This window comes from Roseibium sp. SCP15 (assembly GCF_040329435.1).
In the GTDB taxonomy this organism is placed as follows: domain Bacteria; phylum Pseudomonadota; class Alphaproteobacteria; order Rhizobiales; family Stappiaceae; genus Roseibium.
Genome location: NZ_JBDZYI010000001.1, coordinates 880,971 through 898,675 on the forward strand (window position 1 = coordinate 880,971; position 17,705 = coordinate 898,675).

Consider the following 17,705-nt stretch of genomic DNA (forward strand, 5'->3'; position numbering starts at 1 on the left):
GGGGGAGGCAAATTGCTCGACGCAAAAACATTGTTTGCGTGTTTGATGGTCGCCGAACTGGCAGGTGGCGCAATTCTCGCCTTTTTGCTCCTGTTCTGGAAGCATCCCAGTTCCGGATCAAGGTGGTCGGCCGGTCTTTGGAGCATGGCTTACATTATTGGCGGAATAGGCACCTTGCTTCTCGGACTTCGCGGAACGTTGCCGGACGCGGTCACGCTTGTTCTCGCTAATTTTCTGATCCTGTTCGGAACCGGACTTCGTCGCAGCGCAATTGCTTCTTTCTTCGATGTCCCAAAACGCTTTTGGGTTGCCATGGCAGTTGGGGGATTGTGGCTTGTGTTGTGTCTTGTTCCGCAATTCAGGAACAGCCTCGTTGCGCGTGTGAATTTCAATGAAGCCATGATGGTGTTTCTCGTCGCCTGGACCATATGGATTTCCATCAGGCTGAATGGTGAAAAGCTCTACACTCCAGTCATTTACGTGATCAGTTCAGCATTCGAGTGCTGCGCATATGCAGGTATGGCGCTCTATTTCAGCATTTCGACTTATCCTGATTATCTGACTTCGTTTCAATCCTTCGCACTGCCGTATCTTCTGCTCGCGGTTCTCGTATCAATGGTTCTTTCGATGATCAGCGTCGTTGCCATGATCGTCGAGCGATCGCTTCGGCAATATCAGCAGCAGGCCCAGGAAGACGCTTTGACCGGTTTGCCGAACAGGCGTGCGTTCTTTCAAAGATCGGAAGCATTGAAAGGCAAGTTGGCCAAAGACAAACAGTTTGCGGTTGTCGTCTTCGATCTGGAAGAGGTGAAATCGATCAAGCAGACATATGGTCGGGCCATGGGTGATGCGATTTTGAAACTCTTTGGTTCTGTTTGCCGCGAAGCAGAAACTTCAAACAGGGTTCCGGGCCGGCTGAGCGAGGACGAATTTGCCCTGTTCTGTTGCGGGGCTGAGGCTGAGGAGATGGAAACCCTGGCCAACCGCCTCATGCGCCGCTTCTCTGTAAGTTGTCATGAGGCCGCAGATGGCAAGCTCAAGCCCGAGGTCAGTACAGGCATTGCTTTGGCGAATTCGGAACAGACCGTGGAACGGGCTTTGGAGATAGTTGATCGGGCTGTGCGCGATGCAAGGAAAGATGTGCATGCCAGGGTGAAGTTGTTCAAATTGGATGAAAACGGCCGGGTGCAGGCTACCCAGAGCAGCGGGTATGCGCGTCTGACACCAGGGCATGTGTCCGCATAAATCGATTGAATAGCAGGGCCTTCAATCCTCTTGGCTTTTTTCTAGGAAACTTGTTCTAAAAAACTTCCCAAATTTAGGTGGCTAGTGACGTAAAGACGGGTGTGCATTTTTTTCGTTGCTGCTAAAAGGACCCCGCTGCACTCACTGCGCCTGGTGAGAAATGCGGCAGGTTTTGTCAATTCACAAGGATCCGCGCCATGGAGGAATTCCATAAGATCAAACGGCTGCCGCCGTATGTGTTTGAACAGGTCAACCGTCTGAAGGCGAAGGCGCGCGCGGCGGGAGCCGACATTATTGATCTGGGAATGGGAAATCCCGACCTGCCGACGCCGCAACACATCGTCGATAAGCTGACGGAGGTGGTTCAGGATCCTCGTACCCACAGATACTCGGCTTCCAAGGGAATTCAGGGCCTTCGCAAGGCACAGGCCGCCTACTACGGGCGCCGTTTCGGCGTTAAGCTTGATCCCGATACGCAGGTGATCGCAACTCTCGGCTCCAAGGAAGGCTTTGCCAACATGGCCCAGGCAATTTCAGCGCCTGGCGATGTCATTCTGAGTCCAAATCCGAGTTATCCGATCCACACTTTCGGCTTCCTTATGGCGGGAGCCTCGATCCGCAACATTCCGGCTGAGCCCGGGACTGCCTTCTTCGACGCGCTGGAAAGGGCGGTGATCCATTCCGTTCCCAAGCCCATTGCAATCATATTGTGTTATCCGGCGAACCCGACCGCTTATTGCGCTGATCTTGAATTCTACAAGGATGTTGTGGCGTTCGCCCGCAAGCACAACATCTTCATCCTTTCAGATCTTGCATATTCAGAGATCTACTTCGGCGACACGCCGCCACCTTCCGTTCTCCAGGTGCCTGGAGCGATGGATGTCACGGTCGAATTCACCTCCTTGTCCAAGACGTTTTCGATGCCCGGTTGGCGCATGGGCTTTGCGGTTGGCAACGAACGACTTGTCTCGGCGCTTTCAAGGGTCAAGTCGTACCTGGATTATGGAGCTTTCACGCCAATTCAGGTCGCTGCAACCGCTGCTTTAAATGGGCCAGAGGACTGCATTGCCGAAACGCGTGCAGTTTACAAGAAACGCCGGGATGTCGTGGTGGACAGTTTTGGCAGGGCTGGTTGGGACATTCCTGCACCCGATGCCAGCATGTTCTGCTGGGCGCCAATTCCTAAAAAATATCGGCCTCTTGGAAGCCTTGAATATTCGAAGCTGCTGCTTGAACGCGCGGAGGTCGCGGTCGCGCCAGGAATCGGTTTTGGCGAGCACGGCGACGAGTATGTGCGCATCGGGCTGGTGGAAAATGAACAAAGACTCCGTCAAGCCGCCAGAAATATCCGCCGCTTCCTTGAAACTGCAGACCAAAAGCTGCACAACGTCATCCCGCTCGAGAAATCTGGCTGAATAGAACTGGACCTTATACCCAATGTCTGAAGCATTGAAAGTTGGCATCGCTGGACTGGGCACCGTCGGTGCATCGGTTGTGCAGCTTTTGGCGAAACACGGCGAGCAGATCGCCCGGAAATCCGGACGGGCTGTAACAGTGACAGCCGTCAGTGCACGCGATCAATCCAAGGATCGCGGTTTCGACGTTGCCAACTTTGACTGGTACACGGATCCGGTTGAACTGGCCGAGAAGGCGGATATCGACATCTTTGTCGAGCTGATCGGCGGAGACACTGGTGCAGCTGAAGACAGCGTCAGGGCGGCACTGTCGCGCGGCATTCACGTTGTCACGGCAAACAAGGCGCTGCTGGCCAAGCATGGTGTCGATTTGGCGGGATTGGCGGAAGCAAACAACGCCTGCCTGAACTATGAGGCTGCGGTTGCGGGCGGAATTCCAATCGTCAAGACGCTGCGGGAATCCATGGCGGGCAACGACATCAGCCGCGTCTATGGCATTCTCAACGGCACTTGCAACTACATTTTGACGCGTATGGAAGCAGACGGCATTGGCTTCGAGGAATGCCTCGCCGATGCGCAGCGCCTTGGCTATGCCGAAGCCGATCCGACCTTTGACATTGAAGGAAATGATACGGCTCACAAACTTGCCATTCTGACGAGCCTTGCTTTCGGCACAAAAATCTCAAGCGACGACATCTATATGGAAGGCATCACTTCCATTACGACGGCCGACATTCAGGCTGCTGACGAACTCGGGTTCCGTCTCAAGCTGCTTGGCGTTGCGCAGCGCACTGAAACAGGTATCGAGCAGCGCGTGCATCCGACGATGGTACCCAAGACTTCTGCGATTGCCCGCATTGACGGTGTGCTGAACGCCGTCGCGGTTGATGGCGATTACGTTGGTGAAGTTGTTCTGGTGGGGCCGGGCGCAGGTGGCGATGCCACGGCCTCTTCCGTTGTTGCGGACATTGCCGACATCGCGCGGGGCGACGAGACCCCGGTATTGGGAATGCCGGCTGTCGACCTCAAGGACTACCAGCGCGCCCGTATGCGGCTGCATGAAGGCGGCTATTACATACGCCTTTCCGTCTATGATCGACCGGGAGCCTTCGCGGAAATTGCTCACTGTATGGGCGAAGCCGGGATTTCGTTGGAATCGATTGTTCAAAAACGGCACGCGGATGGTGAGGCTCCGACACGGTATGACGAGGCCGTTCCTCAACCTGTCATCCTGATCACCTACGAAACCACCGAGGTTGCGATCAAGGAAGCGCTTGAAGTGATCATGTCGAAAGGCGTTGTTTCCGAACAGCCGCAAATGATCCGGATTGAAAAACTGAATTGACGAAAAATTACCCGCCGAGGCCTCTTGCGGGGGAGAGACTGGAGATGTTGATGTCCGATACTGAAAATCAGCCGGGAAGCGGCCTGGACCGTATTCTGACGCTCGAGCTGGCCCGCGTCGCCGAAAGAGCTGCGGTTTCCGCGGCGCGGTTGCGCGGTCACGGTGATGAAATGGCGGCAGACCAGGCAGCTGTGGACGCAATGCGGCGCGAATTGAATCGCTTGCCGATTGACGGAACGGTTGTGATCGGTGAAGGAGAGCGCGACGAAGCGCCGATGCTTTATATCGGCGAGAACGTTGGGACAAAACAGGGCCCGAAAGTCGACATTGCACTCGACCCGCTGGAAGGCACGACCATCTGCGCCAAGAACCTTCCGAACTCATTGGCAGTAATTGCGTTGGCTCCGGAAGGGGATCTGCTGAATGCACCCGACAGCTACATGGACAAAATCGCCATTGGTCCGGGTTATCCGGCCGGCCTGATAGATCTGGACGCTCCGATTGCTGACAACATTGCAGCAGTTGCCAAGGAAAAAGGCGTAAAGGTTCAAGAAGTAACAGCTTGTGTGCTGGACCGTCCGCGTCACGCCCGCCTGATTGAGGACATTCGTGCTACCGGTGCCGCGATCCGCCTTATCGGTGACGGTGATGTGGCTGGGGTCATTCATACGACTGACCCTGATGAAACCGGGATCGACATCTACGCCGGCATCGGTGGTGCTCCGGAAGGTGTCCTGGCAGCAGCGGCTCTCCGGTGTATCGGTGGTCAGATGCAGTCTCGTCTCGTGATCACCCGGGACGAACAGGTCGATCGTGCGCATCGTATGGGCATTGAGGACATCAAGAAGAAATACACGCTTGAGGAAATGGCTGGACCTGACGTGCTGTTTGCGGCAACCGGTGTCACCGATGGCAACTTCCTGCAAGGTGTACGCTTCGGGCGCAACCACATCACCACGCACACCGTGGTCATGCGTTCTTCCACCGGAACTGTCCGTTACATCAAGGCCCAACACACGGATCTTGAAAAATTCCATCTCGACTAAGACGGGACTGAATGCTCGGGACTTCAGGCGAAGAGGAACGGCGGCTCGTATTGGGAGTCGCCCGTTCCGCAAATGACAATGCCTGGCGGGAACGCCTGAGTGGTGCTGACGCGCGCGCCGCAATGGCGATTTCCCAATCACACGGACTGCCCGACGTACTGGCGAGGGTTATGGCCGCGCGCGGCGTTGCGCCGGAACTGGCGCAGGAATTTCTCGAGCCTTCGCTCAAGACGTTAATGCCGGATCCCTCCGGTCTGGTTGATATGGATGCAGCGGTCAACCGAATTGCCGATGCCGTTCAGTCAGGGAAGAAAATCGCGATCTTCGGCGACTATGACGTCGACGGCGCGACTTCCTCGGCCATTTTTGCCAAATATCTTCAGTGGCTTGGTCTCGATCCGATCATTCACATTCCCGACCGGATCATAGAAGGCTACGGCCCCAACGGACCGGCGATTGAACATCTCCGGCAAGGTGGAGCAGACCTGCTCGTCACGCTCGACTGCGGCAGCACATCGTTCGAAGCCTTCGAAACCGCAAAGCGCCTGGACCTCGATGTGGTCGTTATTGATCACCACCAGGTGGGTGAAACGCTTCCTGAAGTGAATGCTCTCGTAAATCCCAATCGCCAGGACGACCTTTCCGGCCAGGGGCACCTGGCTGCGGTAGGGGTGACGTTCCTGTTTCTTGTCGGGTTGAACAGGGAACTGCGTCGGCGAGGGCATTTTCAGACCGGGAAGCAACCGGATCTGATGGCTTTGCTGGATCTGGTGGCGCTCGGGACAGTGTGTGACGTTGTGCCGTTGCAGGGGCTTAACCGTGCCTATGTCACGCGTGGTCTTGCGGTGATGCATCAGCGTCGGAACTATGGATTGACCGCGTTGGCGGATGTGGCCCGGGTGAGTGGCAAGCCGGTCCCTTATCATCTGGGATTTCTGATCGGGCCACGGATCAATGCAGGTGGCCGGATTGGGGATGCAGCCCTGGGCGCGCGCCTTCTGACGACCGAGGATCCGTTTGAAGCCCGTTCAATTGCGGAACGGCTTGACCAGTTGAACTCCGAACGGCAGGCAATGGAAGCCGTCATGCTGGAACAGGCCGGAGCCGATGCGGCGATCGCGTTGGAAGAACGGGACCCAGCCGTGTTGCTCACCGGTTCGGATGACTGGCATCCGGGCATTGTGGGCCTGATCGCCTCGCGTTTGAAGGAAGCACACCGCCGCCCCGCCTTTGCGATTGCTTATGATCAGTCTGGCAAGGGAACGGGGTCAGGACGCTCTGTCTCGGGTGTTGATCTCGGAAAGGCCGTTCGGCAGGCTGTTGAAAATGGACTTTTGGAAAAGGGCGGCGGTCATGCAATGGCGGCAGGTCTCACCGTGCTGCGAGAGAAAGCAGCCGATCTGGAAGCCTTCTTCAACGAAACTCTTAAGGAAGACGTGGAAACCGCTACAGCTCATAGGGAGCTGAAAGTCGACGCCGCGTTGACCGCAACCGGTGCAACCCTGGACCTGCTTGAGCTTTTGGAAAAAGCCGGTCCCTATGGTGCCGGGCACTCCGAACCTGTTTTCGCTTTTCCCGCTCACCGCGTTTCTTTTGCCGATGTCGTCGGAAAGGGGCATGTGCGGGCGACCCTGGCAGCCGGAGATGGCACGGCCTTGAAGGCCATTTGCTTCAAGGCAGATGACAAGCCTCATGGGCAAATGCTTCTTGAGGGGCGTGGAAGGAACCTGCATGTGGCGGGAACGCTGTCCATTGATACCTGGCAGGGAACGCCCAAGGTGCAGTTGCGAATTCTTGATGTCGCCGATCCGCAGAAGACCAGGCTGTAGCTCCTGTCGTTAGCGCTCGATTAACCAAAATCTAATCGTCTTCACCTAACCTTTGATCACTCGAAGGAATCGTGAGGGACAGGAATGCGTGCTCAGAACGAGCTCTCGCCGTATTTTGCAGAGATTGATCGCCGGACCGACATTGCGTTGAAAGGTATCCGCGAAGTTCGCCGGTCTGCCAAGTTGAGCGCACTTCCCAAAGAACCCAGAACCGAAGCTGTCGGAACCGCTTTTCTCGTAGCCCTGGCAGCTTTTGTCGGCCTTTTTATCGATTGATCCGACTGGCCCGGCATTGGGCTTGATCTTTTTCAAACATCTCCTTTATGTCTGGCGCTCACTTTTGCTGAAACTGGCGTGGCGCAATGACGGATTATCAAATCGCTCTCTGGTCTTTCAATCTTGGACGAGCGCCAGCTTCTGTGGCGGCTTTTGCAGATCAGATTGATCAGGGCATGAAAAGTGCCGCTGCTCGCGGTGTAAAGCTGCTGCAGCTTCCAGAGTACCTCATTGAATGTTGCCTTGCATTCAAACCGGATGGCCTGCAGCCTGATCAGGAAATGAGCTTTCTCGCCGACGTTGGCAAAGACCTGCTGGAAAAATTGGCAGGCCTGCCGGAAAAGCACGGTGTCTCGCTGCTTGCTGGAACCATGCCGGTCAAGAACGAGAACGGAATAACCAATACGGCGGTTCTGCTGACAGCAGATGGGCGCAACATCCGCCAGGATAAGCTTAGCCTGACACCATTTGAGCAGAGCGCAGATACGTGGCAGCTGACACCCGGCGACAAACTTCGTGTGTTTGAACTCGATGGTTTGAAGATGGCAATCCTGATTTGCCTTGATGTGGAGATGCCCGCACTAAGCAGCCTTCTGGCGCGGCAGGATGTCGACTTGTTGCTGGTGCCTTCGATGACGGAGAAACTCTCCGGCTATCATCGCGTATACGGCTGCGCGAAGGCGAGGGCGGTTGAGTTGATGTGTGCCGTTGCAGTTTGCGGAACCGTCGGGACTTCGAAGGGCACGACGCAAAACGATACCAACGTTTCCGGGGCCGCGCTCTATTTGCCTTGTGAAGAGGAATTCGGTTTTACCGGAGTGGGGGCGGAGCTTCTTCCAACCGACGGATCGAACCGGGAAGAACCCTTGCTGTTTGCTTCTGTTCCACTGCAGCAATTGAGGAAACTCAAGGAAGGAAACGCCGAAGTCTGGCCGGGAGCATGGACGGCGGATCATGTATCGATTGTTGTGGAATAAGAATATTGTGAAGTCTTTAAATCATACATAAATGTGCACAAAGTGCACTTTTTACTGGACGCTGTTCGTAGAACCTCTTATATAGCCGCCTAACTAAAGTATTAGGTGTGGAGATGGGATTCGCTAGGTCATTACACTTTCAGGATGTCTCGTGGTTGCGGGGACTGGGAGGCTTGTTCGTCAAGCCGGCCAGACTGCAAATCGCGGCATTGTGTTATCGGCCTGGTGATGTCGAACCGGAAATTCTTCTGGTCTCCACGCGTGACACCGGACGCTGGATTCTCCCCAAGGGTTGGCCTGAAAAGGACAAGCCCGCGTTCGAAACTGCATCAATCGAAGCTTATGAAGAAGCTGGAGTTGTTGGCGAAACTGATCCCAAGGCAATCGGAAGCTTCCGCTCATTCAAGGGATTGGCCGACGGCCTGAGAATTCGAACCAAAGTGGTGGTTTTCAAGATCAGCTTTGAAAAGCAACTGAAGAAATTTCCGGAAATGGGTCAGCGAAAGTGTGCTTGGCTGCCCTTGTCCGAAGCCGCAGAACTTGTGGATGAAAACACGTTGAGGCGCTTCCTGCATCATCATCGTTCAAGTCTCGTATAAGCCAGCCTCGCAAAGGTTGAATTTTGATCGTCACTGACGTGTCAGTGTCGTCCTCTTGTGTGAGCTTTGGCTAATAGTCACGGACAAAGGTTCTCCGACGCGGAAACCGGCTGCAGCAAGACACAAAAAGAAAGAGACAAACTGCGTGCTGACAAACAAGGACTTGAAATCCAAGGCCCTGGACAAGGATCTCGACAAGATCGGGTTTGTCAGCGATGCAGCCGAAGCCATGGGACGCAGGTTGAGCGGGCCGGGGCTTGCGATCATCTTTCTTGTGCTTTGCGCTGCTGTTGCAGCGACCCAGGTAGTGTCCTCGGGGCTTTCGGACGCTCTCCTGTTGATTGCAGCCGGTGTGATTGCCGGCTACATGGCACTGAACATCGGCGCAAATGACGTTGCCAACAATGTGAGTCCGGCTGTTGGTGCGCGGGTCGTCAGCCTGACAGGGGCACTGATAATTGCAGCTGTCTGTGAAAGTGCAGGGGCGTTGCTTGCCGGCAGAGATGTTGTCACGACCATTTCGGGAAACATTCTCAGTCCCAGTGACGTACCCGACAACTTTTCCTTCATGCTGGCCATGATCACGGCCATGGCTGCGTCTGCGCTCTGGATCAATTTTGCAACGATTGTCGGCGCACCGGTTTCGACCACTCACTCGATCATTGGCGGCGTAGTTGGCGCAGGCATTGCAGTCAGCGGATTTTCGGCAATCAATTGGACGACGATCTCCACGATCGCCGCGACCTGGGTCATCTCACCGGTTCTTGGCGGTGTAGTGGCTGCTATGGTCATGGCCTTTATCAATGCCAGACTGATTTATACGGAAAACAAGCTTGAGGCGGCGCGCTTCTGGCTACCGGTCTTGCTGGGGCTCTTGGCGACAACATTTACTGCCTATGTCCTGGTAAAGACCAGTGATCTCTTCTGGGGTATGCCTCACTGGGCTGCGTTACTTCTTTCGCTCATGACCGGGATCTTTATCTGGCGGATCTACGGAAATGTCGTGTCCGCGCAGACCGTAGTGCTTGAGAACAGCTCCAGGTCTCTTCGCCAGCTGTTCGCCATCCCGCTCATGGTGAGCGCAGCATTGCTCTCGTTTGCCCACGGTGCCAATGACGTTGCAAATGCCATCGGTCCACTTGCTGCCATCGTGCTCAGCCAGTCCAACGACTTTACGGATCTGAGCTTTTGGTTCATCGGAACGCTCAATCCGGAAGTGCCGATCTGGGTGAGTGCAGTCGGAGCATTCGGTATTTCTGCGGGACTGTTGCTGTTCGGCCGTCGCCTCGTAACCGTTGTCGGCAAGCAGATAACGAAGTTGAGCCCGGTGCGTGCGTTCTGCATTACCCTCGCGACGGCGGCCACCGTGTTGACGGCTTCCGGATTTGGCCTGCCGGTGTCTTCGACCCACATTGCTGTTGGGGCAGTCTTTGGCGTTGGTTTTTACCGGGAATGGCACCGGAATCGCTTTGTCGCTGAAGGTGGGCAACTGAAACCGCGAAAGATGCTGAGAAACCGCGAAGAACGCAGGAGGCGTCTGCTTGTTCGACGCGCGAACTTTGTAACCATTATTGCAGCATGGGTGGTCACTGTTCCCGCGAGCGCTCTCTTTGCGGCGCTCATCTACAACCTCCTGAGCTACATTCTTACCTGAACCGAAGGCCGAACTCGCCGGCTTAATCGGGAAAACTACGGAGATTGGTCCATAGCCGGGAAAATAATTTTGGCTATTTTGACCAGCGCGGTTGACGTTTCAGGCTGATCATATATGGCAGGCGCCGTCAAATACCTGCCATTCCTTGCTGCTGGATCTGCAAGTTGAATGCTGACCAGCGAAACAGCTATGCAAAATCTGAAGAAACTGACCCTCGACAAGGACCTCAACAAGTTCAGCTCGATGGAAAAGGCCGCCGGCTCGCTGAGCCGCGGATTGATTGCTCCGGGGATCGCTCTCGTATTTATCGTGATCTGTGCGGTAGCTGCCGGCGCCTCCATGTCGAGCTCGCCCGGCGGTATCATGATCGTCGCCGCGGCCGCAATTGGCGCCTACATGGCATTGAACATCGGTGCCAACGATGTTGCCAACAATGTCGGACCGGCGGTCGGCTCGAGAGCGATGACCCTGGTCACTGCATTGATCATCGCCGCAGTGTTTGAAAGTGCCGGTGCCCTGATTGCCGGGGGGGATGTGGTCGGTACCATTTCAAAGGGCATCATCGATCCTGCTGCTGTTTCCGACGCCAATGTTTTCATGTCCGCGATGATGGCAGCGCTTGTCGCATCTGCTCTCTGGATCAACCTTGCGACGTGGATTGGTGCTCCGGTTTCGACCACCCATTCCATTGTAGGGGGCGTGATGGGGGCAGGCATCGCGGCTGCCGGATTTAACGCCGTCAGCTGGACAACTATGGCAAGCATTGCTGCAAGCTGGGTCATTTCACCGTTTCTTGGTGGGGTGATTGCGGCAATCTTTCTTGCCTTCATCAAGGTCTTCATCATTTACCAGGACGACAAGATTGCTGCGGCCCGGCGCTGGGTTCCGGTCCTGATCGGGGTCATGGCGGGAGCCTTTGCCAGCTATCTCGCCCTCAAGGGCTTGAAAAAAATCATGAAAATCGACATGCCAATGTCACTTCTGATTGGTGCAGCAGTCGGATTTGCTGTCTGGTTCCTTGTTCGTCCTCTCATCCGCCGCCAGTCGGAGGGACTGGAAAATCGAAACCAGTCCCTGCGTGTTCTTTTTTCGGTTCCGCTCGTGTGCTCGGCTGCCTTGCTATCCTTCGCTCATGGCGCAAACGATGTTGCCAATGCCGTTGGGCCTTTGGCAGCGATTGTGCATACCGCTGAACTTGGAGATGTTGCCGCAAAGGTCAGTATTCCGCTTTGGGTCATGGCCGTCGGTGCCTTTGGTATCTCGTTCGGTCTTCTGCTTTTTGGCCCCAAGCTCATCAACATGGTCGGTCAGCAGATCACGAAACTCAATCCGATGCGGGCATACTGTGTTTCGTTGTCAGCGGCGATCACGGTCATCATTGCGTCAGGATTGGGATTGCCGGTCAGCTCAACGCATATTGCGGTGGGAGCTGTGTTCGGCGTCGGTTTCTTCCGGGAATGGTATACTGAGCATTCGTCCCGGCGGCTGGACTATGTGAACAAGCGTCAGGCAAACGATCAAACGAAGGTTCGTCCGGTGAAAAACCGGGAAGAGCAGGCGCGCCGGCACCTTGTCCGCAGAGCCCACTTCATGACGATTATCGCGGCCTGGGTTATCACCGTGCCGGCTGCAGCGATACTCTCCGCAGTTCTTTACTTCGTCATTTCGGAAGTGATTTTCTAGAGATGTGACGTACCAAGACGCTCAGCCAGGAAGGTGACCTGAAGGGTCGAGCGTTAGATGGGCCCAGACGGGTAGGTGATCGGACGCCACCCGGGCCGTCTTTGACTTGTGGACACCGGCCTGCCGGACCGTGAATTCAGGGCTTGTTATGATCCGGTCCAGACTGCCGACAGGCATGGGGCTCGGAAAGCTGCGCCCCGGTGTTGTGACCTCATAGCGTTCCTCGAAAAGTTTCAGGCTTTCCGCAGAGTTTCGCCACTCGTTCAGGTCTCCGATGAGCACGGTTGGCAGATAGTCGAGATGTTCGTGCAGTTGATGCATGAGAGACGTGATCTGTTTCTTGCGAAAGTGACCGACGAGGCTGAGGTGCATCGCTGCGACGCGAATTCTTTCGCCCGCAATTCCAAGGTCGACAGCAACAGCGCCCCGTGGCTCAAGCGTCGGCAGGTCTATCCGCCGATGGCTGAGTATCTCGATATCGCTGCGCACCAGTATGGCATTGCCGTGCCAGCCAAGGCTTCTTTCCCGTGTGGCAAACGGAACCGGCCGATAATCGGTTTGTGCGAGAATGCTCTCACGGTCCAGGGAGCTTTCTCTCGGACCGAACCTTCTGTCCGCCTCCTGCAACGCAAGAACATCGCAATTGAGTTCCTGGATCACTTTCAAGGTCCGGTCGGGACGGCGGCGCGCGTCAACGCCAATTGCCTTCTGAATGTTGTAAGAACCGATTTTGAGCATAATCAGGAAATTGTCGTGGTTTGGTGTGGTTTTGCAAGAGCGAGAGCCGACTGCGCAGAAATTTGATCTATCGGCAGCTTCAATCGCAGAAGAAGCGCAGATGTGCAATGGCTTGCACTGCTGAACGTAACTGCCATAATTCCTTAAGCGAAAGAGAAAGCAATCCAATGGTAAGCGCTTGCTCATTTCAGAGTTTGGTGCGGTGGCGGTTGTTGAGGCCGGCAGCAAGTCGGGCGGTTTTGGCAGTTGCCATCCTTCTGATGATTTTTCCGCTACCGGTCAGGGCATGCGCTCTTGCGCTGGTGATCGCAGTCGATGTTTCAGCCAGCATCAGCGAAACTGAGTACGATCTGCAACAACGTGGCATCGCGACGGCGCTGCAGGATGACGATGTTGTGCAGGCGATCGAAACGGTTGGTGGTATCTGGCTTCACAGTTTCGAATGGAGCGGCAGATACCAACAGAACACCTTGCTGAATTGGCGCTTCCTGGCGGACGAACAAAGCATCAGAGCTGCCGCAAAAGAGATTTCGGGAAATATCCGAGACAGTCGGGAATTTTTGACGGCCTTGGGGCACGCGCTCGCCCACGCTTCCAAGGTGCTCGACGGTGCGCCTGCGGTATGCGACAGGCAGGTAATCGACGTTTCAGCAGACGGCATAAACAATGAAGGTTACGACCCTCACACGGCCTATTTCGTCAACGACTTTGCGGATGTGACCGTGAACGCGCTTGTGATCCGCAAAGAGGAGCGGACCTATACCTACTTTGAGAACAAGGTCATCAGAGGCCCTGGAGCTTTCATCCAGGCAATGAACAGCTACGAGGATTATACAGAAGCGATGATCCGCAAACTCCTGCGGGAAATCCTCGGCCTGCGCTATGCACACACGCCGTTAGCAGGTTCAGCCAGGACGGAACGACGGTGATATGCGTTTGATAGCTGGGTGACTTTGCGGGGATTTGTCCCCGCAAAGTTGTAAGTGTCTCCGAAACAGCCCGGTCAGGGTAACCTTAGGCTGCTTCCAGTTCCTGCGCCGACTGCACCAGCAGACCTGCAACATAGTCCATGAAGGAAACCCAGGCCTCGACGACAAAGGTGTCTGGTCCCGTGCGCCAGATCATGACCGGGGACTTGTGAAACACGGTGCGCGTCACAGTGCCAACCGGAAATGCTTCAACGGAGAGGTCGATGAAAATGCCGGTGTTCAGCAGCCAGACAGCCTTTTCTCCACTGACGATAATGGCTTCCGAACGATCCGAAACGTCGACAAGCGCGTGAGGGGTTTCTGCAAGCTTGCTCTCAATGCCGTCGAAGACGGATTTGAGCTCGTCTTCAGGTGCGAGAAGTGTCCATTCGTCCGGACCCATCCAAAGCGCAGCTCGTTTTGCGGCTGTTTCTGAAGCCAGAGCCTTTACAGGAAGGGCCACGCCGAGTGCGGCACCGGCATCCTTCAGAGCAGCTTCACGAGCCCTGAAAGACAGGCGGGTCACCGGAGCTGCTTTCAGGATCGAGACGTTGTTGAGGTTGAGGAGCGGGTTCTCGCCCGCATCCGGCGTAATCAGGTCGCTCGCCAGAAGATCAGACATTGATGCGCGCTCCTTCCTTGTCATAGAACACGGTACCGGTCACTTCGACCGGTATGCTGCCGTCCGGCATCGGGACGTAAAGTGTCTTGCCTTCCAGTGCGTGGCCGTTCTTCACCATTGCCAGAGCTATGGTCCGGTCAAGCGCCGGGCTGTAATAGGACGACGTCACATGTCCTTCAGCCGGTGTGCCGATTGCAGGATTTTGTGCGGTCGTGATCTGGGCACCTTCCTCAAGTTTTACCTTGGGGTCCTTGGTCAGCAGGCCGACGAACTGCGGGCGGTTGTCTGCAGTAAGGTCAGATCTTTCCAGACCGCGTTTGCCGACGAAGTCGAACTTCTTCTTGCCGATTGCCCATGTCATGCCGGCATCCTGAGGTGTTACGGTGCCGTCGGTGTCCTGACCAACGATGATGTAACCCTTCTCGGCACGCAGTACGTGCATGGACTCGGTGCCGTAGGTGGTGCCGTTGTGTTTCTCGATTTCCTTGGCCAGCGTTTCCCACATCATCTTGCCATGACGGCGTGGAACGTTGATTTCGAAGCCGAGCTCTCCGGTGAAGGAGATGCGGAACAGACGGCAAGGAACACCGCAGAAAGTGCCTTCCTTGACACTCATATGCGGAAATGCATCTGCTGATAGGTCGATACGCTCGATGAACGGAGCAATTACCTCGCGGGCTTTCGGGCCCTGGACTGCGGCCACCGCGTATTGCTCGGTCGTGGAGGTGATCCACACATCAAGATCCGGCCATTCCGTCTGCAAGTAGTCTTCCATGGTGGAGAAGACACTCGGTGCGCCGCCAGTGGTTGTTGTCACGTGGAAGCGGTCTTCCGCGAGGCGACCGATGACGCCGTCGTCGGTAATGAAACCTGCATCATTGAGCAACAAACCATAGCGGCAGCGGCCCGGCGCCAGTTTCTTCCATGGGTTGGTATACATCCGCTCCAGGAATTCTGCCGCGTCCGGTCCGACAACTTCGATCTTGCCGAGGGTGGACGCGTCAAAGAGACCGACACTTTCGCGAACCACTTTGCACTCGCGCGCAACGGCAGCATGCATGTCTTCACCGCCTTTGGGGAAGTACCATGTCCGCTTCCATTGGCCGACATCTTCAAAAACACCACCCTGTTCAACGACCCAGTCATGCGACGGTGTCTTGCGAACCGGATCGAAAAAGTCACCGCGGGAAATACCGGCAAAGAGCCCGAACGTTGTTGGCGTGTAGGGCAGGCGGAATGTTGTCAGGCCAACATCGACGACTGGCCGTTCCAGCGCACCGGATGCAATCTGCAACGCGTTCATGTTCGACAAGCGGCCCTGGTCTGTCGCCATGCCTGTTGTCGTGTAGCGTTTGATGTGCTCGATCGACTGCATGCCTTCGCGAACCGCCAACTTGACGTCTTTCGCGGTGACATCGTTCTGGTAATCGACCCAGGCTCTGACTTTGGTTGCGTTGCGGTCGTGAGGGATCGCTCCGAGCGTTCCACCATTTCCAGCTTCGCCACCGGTTGCCTGAGCGTATGTAACCTTCGCAGACTTACCGATCGCCGCCTTAGCGGCTTCTTCGCCCGCAGCGTAGCCGTTCTCCAGGCTTGCCTGAAGACCGTAAAGACCCTTTGCTGCGCCGACAGACCGTTCGTTTTGAACGGATTTACCGGGTACATAGGCACCTTTTTCAGCATCCCAGACAACCTTGCCGCGGGACTGCGAATAGAGACTTACGGTCGGTGTCCAGCCACCTGACATCAGCAGTGCGTCGCAGGCGATCTGGCCGGCGGATGCAACCTGACCGGAGGTCATCAGTCGTCCCAGAAGAGCTGCCTTGACGCGCTTGCGACCTAGAGTGCCAGTGACGACACAGCCGCTTTCAACGCGAATACCGCGCGCCTTTGCAATCGAGATCAGGCTTTCTGGCGGGTTTTCACGCATATCCGCGATGGCGACGACTTCCACACCATGATCGGCCAGGTCAAAGGCGGCCTGCCAGGCTGTGTCGCAGGCGGTTGCCACAAGAACCTTGTTGCCAACCTTCACGCCGTAGCGGTTGAGGTAGGTGCGGCCGGCATCCGCAAGCATGATGCCCGGACGGTCGTTTTCAGGGAACACCATCGGGCGTTCGATCGCGCCGGTTGCAATCACAACTTCCTTTGCGCGAACCTGCCAGAGACGCTCCCGCGGTAACTTCGGATCGGGATTGGAAACATGCTCCGTAACCCGCTCGGCAAGCGCAATGAAGTTGTGCGCGAAATAACCGAATGCTGTGGTGCGGTTCAACAGGGTGACGTTATCCATCGCACGAAGCTTGGCAATGGTTTCCGCTGCCCAGTCCGCAGGATCCTTGCCGTCGATGCTGGCGCTTGCCTCGCTCAGCAGCGAGCCGCCGAACTCGGCTTGTTCGTCACAGAGGATGACCTTTGCGCCTGTTTCGGCCGCAGCAAGAGCCGCAGCCAGGCCGGACGGTCCGGAACCGGCAACCAGAACATCGCACAGCGCATAGATGTTGCCGTAGTGGTCGTGGTCCGGATTCTTGGGAGGCTTGCCGAGACCTGCTGCCGCACGGATGACAGGTTCATAAACCTTGTCCCAGAAGGACTTCGGCCACATGAAAGTCTTGTAGTAGAACCCGGCGGGGAAAAACGGCGAAAGCCAGTCATTTACCGCGCCTACATCGAAGCCGAGCGACGGAAACCGGTTCTGCGAGATGGATTGCAGTCCCTGGTAGAGTTCGACCTGGGTCGCGCGCAGGTTCGGAGTCTGGTCGCCGTTTCGATAGATACCGACCAGTGCGTTCGGCTCTTCGGAACCTGCGGTGACAATGCCGCGCGGACGGTGATACTTGAACGAGCGCCCAACAAGATGCACGCCATTGGCAAGAAGCGCTGAGGCGAGGGTGTCGCCCTTGTGGCCCTGCATCTGCTCCCCGTCGAAGGTGAAGGACAGCTGTTGGCCGCGGTCGATCCGGCCGCCTTTTTCAGTACGGAATGGCTGGCTCATTTGCCGGCCTCCTTAGCAATCGCTTCAAGATCCGGCATAGGTTCACCGGCCTTGTAGAATTTCAGGAATTTGTCGCTTACGGTGTCACGCACTGCGTTGAAGAAACGTCCACAGCCGTTGTTGTGGCGCCAGCGCTCAGCCGCGAGGCCTTTTGGGTTGTTACGCATATAGAGGAATTCCACCCATTCCTCGTCGCTGGCCTTGCTTGGATCGGCCGGGCGCGCGATGTGAGCTTCGCCTCCGCAGTGAAATTCGGTTTCTGCCCGCTCAACCTGGCAGTAAGGGCAATAAATCAGCAGCATGTCGATGATCT

Annotated in this window: 15 protein-coding genes; 11 read left to right on the top strand and 4 right to left on the bottom strand. The window is 56.0% G+C overall.

The window, feature by feature from the left end:
* Positions 1-12 precede the first annotated feature (12 nt).
* From ABLO27_RS03995 to ABLO27_RS04040, 10 genes are all read left to right on the top strand, one after another.
* Entirely contained in the window at positions 13-1,245 is a 1,233-nt protein-coding gene (locus ABLO27_RS03995; RefSeq protein WP_353030606.1) for a GGDEF domain-containing protein, read from the top strand.
* A 197-nt stretch (positions 1,246-1,442) separates the two neighbouring features.
* Complete coding sequence (locus ABLO27_RS04000) at positions 1,443-2,660, top strand: LL-diaminopimelate aminotransferase (protein WP_353030608.1); 1,218 nt, start codon at positions 1,443-1,445, stop codon at positions 2,658-2,660.
* A 22-nt stretch (positions 2,661-2,682) separates the two neighbouring features.
* On the top strand, positions 2,683-4,005 hold the full coding sequence (locus ABLO27_RS04005) for a homoserine dehydrogenase (RefSeq protein ID WP_353030609.1): 1,323 nt from the start codon (positions 2,683-2,685) through the stop codon (positions 4,003-4,005).
* A gap of 50 nt (positions 4,006-4,055) precedes the next feature.
* The gene (glpX, locus tag ABLO27_RS04010) at positions 4,056-5,051 is read left to right on the top strand and encodes a class II fructose-bisphosphatase (RefSeq protein ID WP_353030611.1); all 996 of its coding nucleotides are present in this window, start codon (positions 4,056-4,058) and stop codon (positions 5,049-5,051) included.
* 11 nt (positions 5,052-5,062) lie between these two features.
* Entirely contained in the window at positions 5,063-6,880 is a 1,818-nt protein-coding gene (gene recJ / locus ABLO27_RS04015; RefSeq protein WP_353030613.1) for a single-stranded-DNA-specific exonuclease RecJ, read from the top strand.
* 84 nt (positions 6,881-6,964) lie between these two features.
* A complete protein-coding gene (locus ABLO27_RS04020) occupies positions 6,965-7,156 on the top strand; it encodes a hypothetical protein (protein WP_353030615.1) in 192 nt (63 codons plus the stop codon).
* Positions 7,157-7,242: 86 nt separating this feature from the next.
* Complete coding sequence (locus tag ABLO27_RS04025; RefSeq protein WP_353030616.1) at positions 7,243-8,133, top strand: nitrilase-related carbon-nitrogen hydrolase; 891 nt, start codon at positions 7,243-7,245, stop codon at positions 8,131-8,133.
* Between the two features lie 155 nt (positions 8,134-8,288).
* Entirely contained in the window at positions 8,289-8,732 is a 444-nt protein-coding gene (locus tag ABLO27_RS04030; protein ID WP_353030618.1) for an NUDIX hydrolase, read from the top strand.
* Between the two features lie 145 nt (positions 8,733-8,877).
* Positions 8,878-10,386, top strand: a complete 1,509-nt coding sequence (locus ABLO27_RS04035) for an inorganic phosphate transporter (protein WP_353030620.1) — start codon at positions 8,878-8,880, stop codon at positions 10,384-10,386.
* A gap of 168 nt (positions 10,387-10,554) precedes the next feature.
* Positions 10,555-12,069, top strand: coding sequence for an inorganic phosphate transporter (locus tag ABLO27_RS04040; protein ID WP_353030622.1), 1,515 nt, complete (start codon positions 10,555-10,557; stop codon positions 12,067-12,069).
* Between the two features lie 21 nt (positions 12,070-12,090).
* Here ABLO27_RS04040 and ABLO27_RS04045 read toward each other — a convergent pair whose 3' ends face one another.
* Complete coding sequence (locus ABLO27_RS04045) at positions 12,091-12,807, bottom strand: endonuclease/exonuclease/phosphatase family protein (protein WP_353030624.1); 717 nt, start codon at positions 12,805-12,807, stop codon at positions 12,091-12,093.
* Between the two features lie 260 nt (positions 12,808-13,067).
* Between ABLO27_RS04045 and ABLO27_RS04050 the strand changes: the two genes are divergently transcribed.
* Positions 13,068-13,736, top strand: a complete 669-nt coding sequence (locus ABLO27_RS04050; RefSeq protein WP_353030626.1) for a DUF1194 domain-containing protein — start codon at positions 13,068-13,070, stop codon at positions 13,734-13,736.
* 85 nt (positions 13,737-13,821) lie between these two features.
* Here the strand turns inward: ABLO27_RS04050 and ABLO27_RS04055 are convergent, their stop codons facing one another.
* Genes ABLO27_RS04055 through ABLO27_RS04065 form a run of 3 tightly spaced genes read right to left on the bottom strand, consistent with a single transcriptional unit; the run spans position 13,822 to position 17,694 of the window.
* Positions 13,822-14,397: a sarcosine oxidase subunit gamma gene (locus ABLO27_RS04055; protein ID WP_353030628.1), complete on the bottom strand. Its 576-nt coding sequence runs from the start codon at positions 14,395-14,397 to the stop codon at positions 13,822-13,824.
* Entirely contained in the window at positions 14,390-17,392 is a 3,003-nt protein-coding gene (locus tag ABLO27_RS04060; protein WP_353030630.1) for a sarcosine oxidase subunit alpha, read from the bottom strand. Before ABLO27_RS04060 ends, ABLO27_RS04055 begins: the two co-directional genes overlap by 8 nt.
* Complete coding sequence (locus tag ABLO27_RS04065; RefSeq protein WP_353030631.1) at positions 17,389-17,694, bottom strand: sarcosine oxidase subunit delta; 306 nt, start codon at positions 17,692-17,694, stop codon at positions 17,389-17,391. Before ABLO27_RS04065 ends, ABLO27_RS04060 begins: the two co-directional genes overlap by 4 nt.
* Positions 17,695-17,705: the final 11 nt, after the last annotated feature.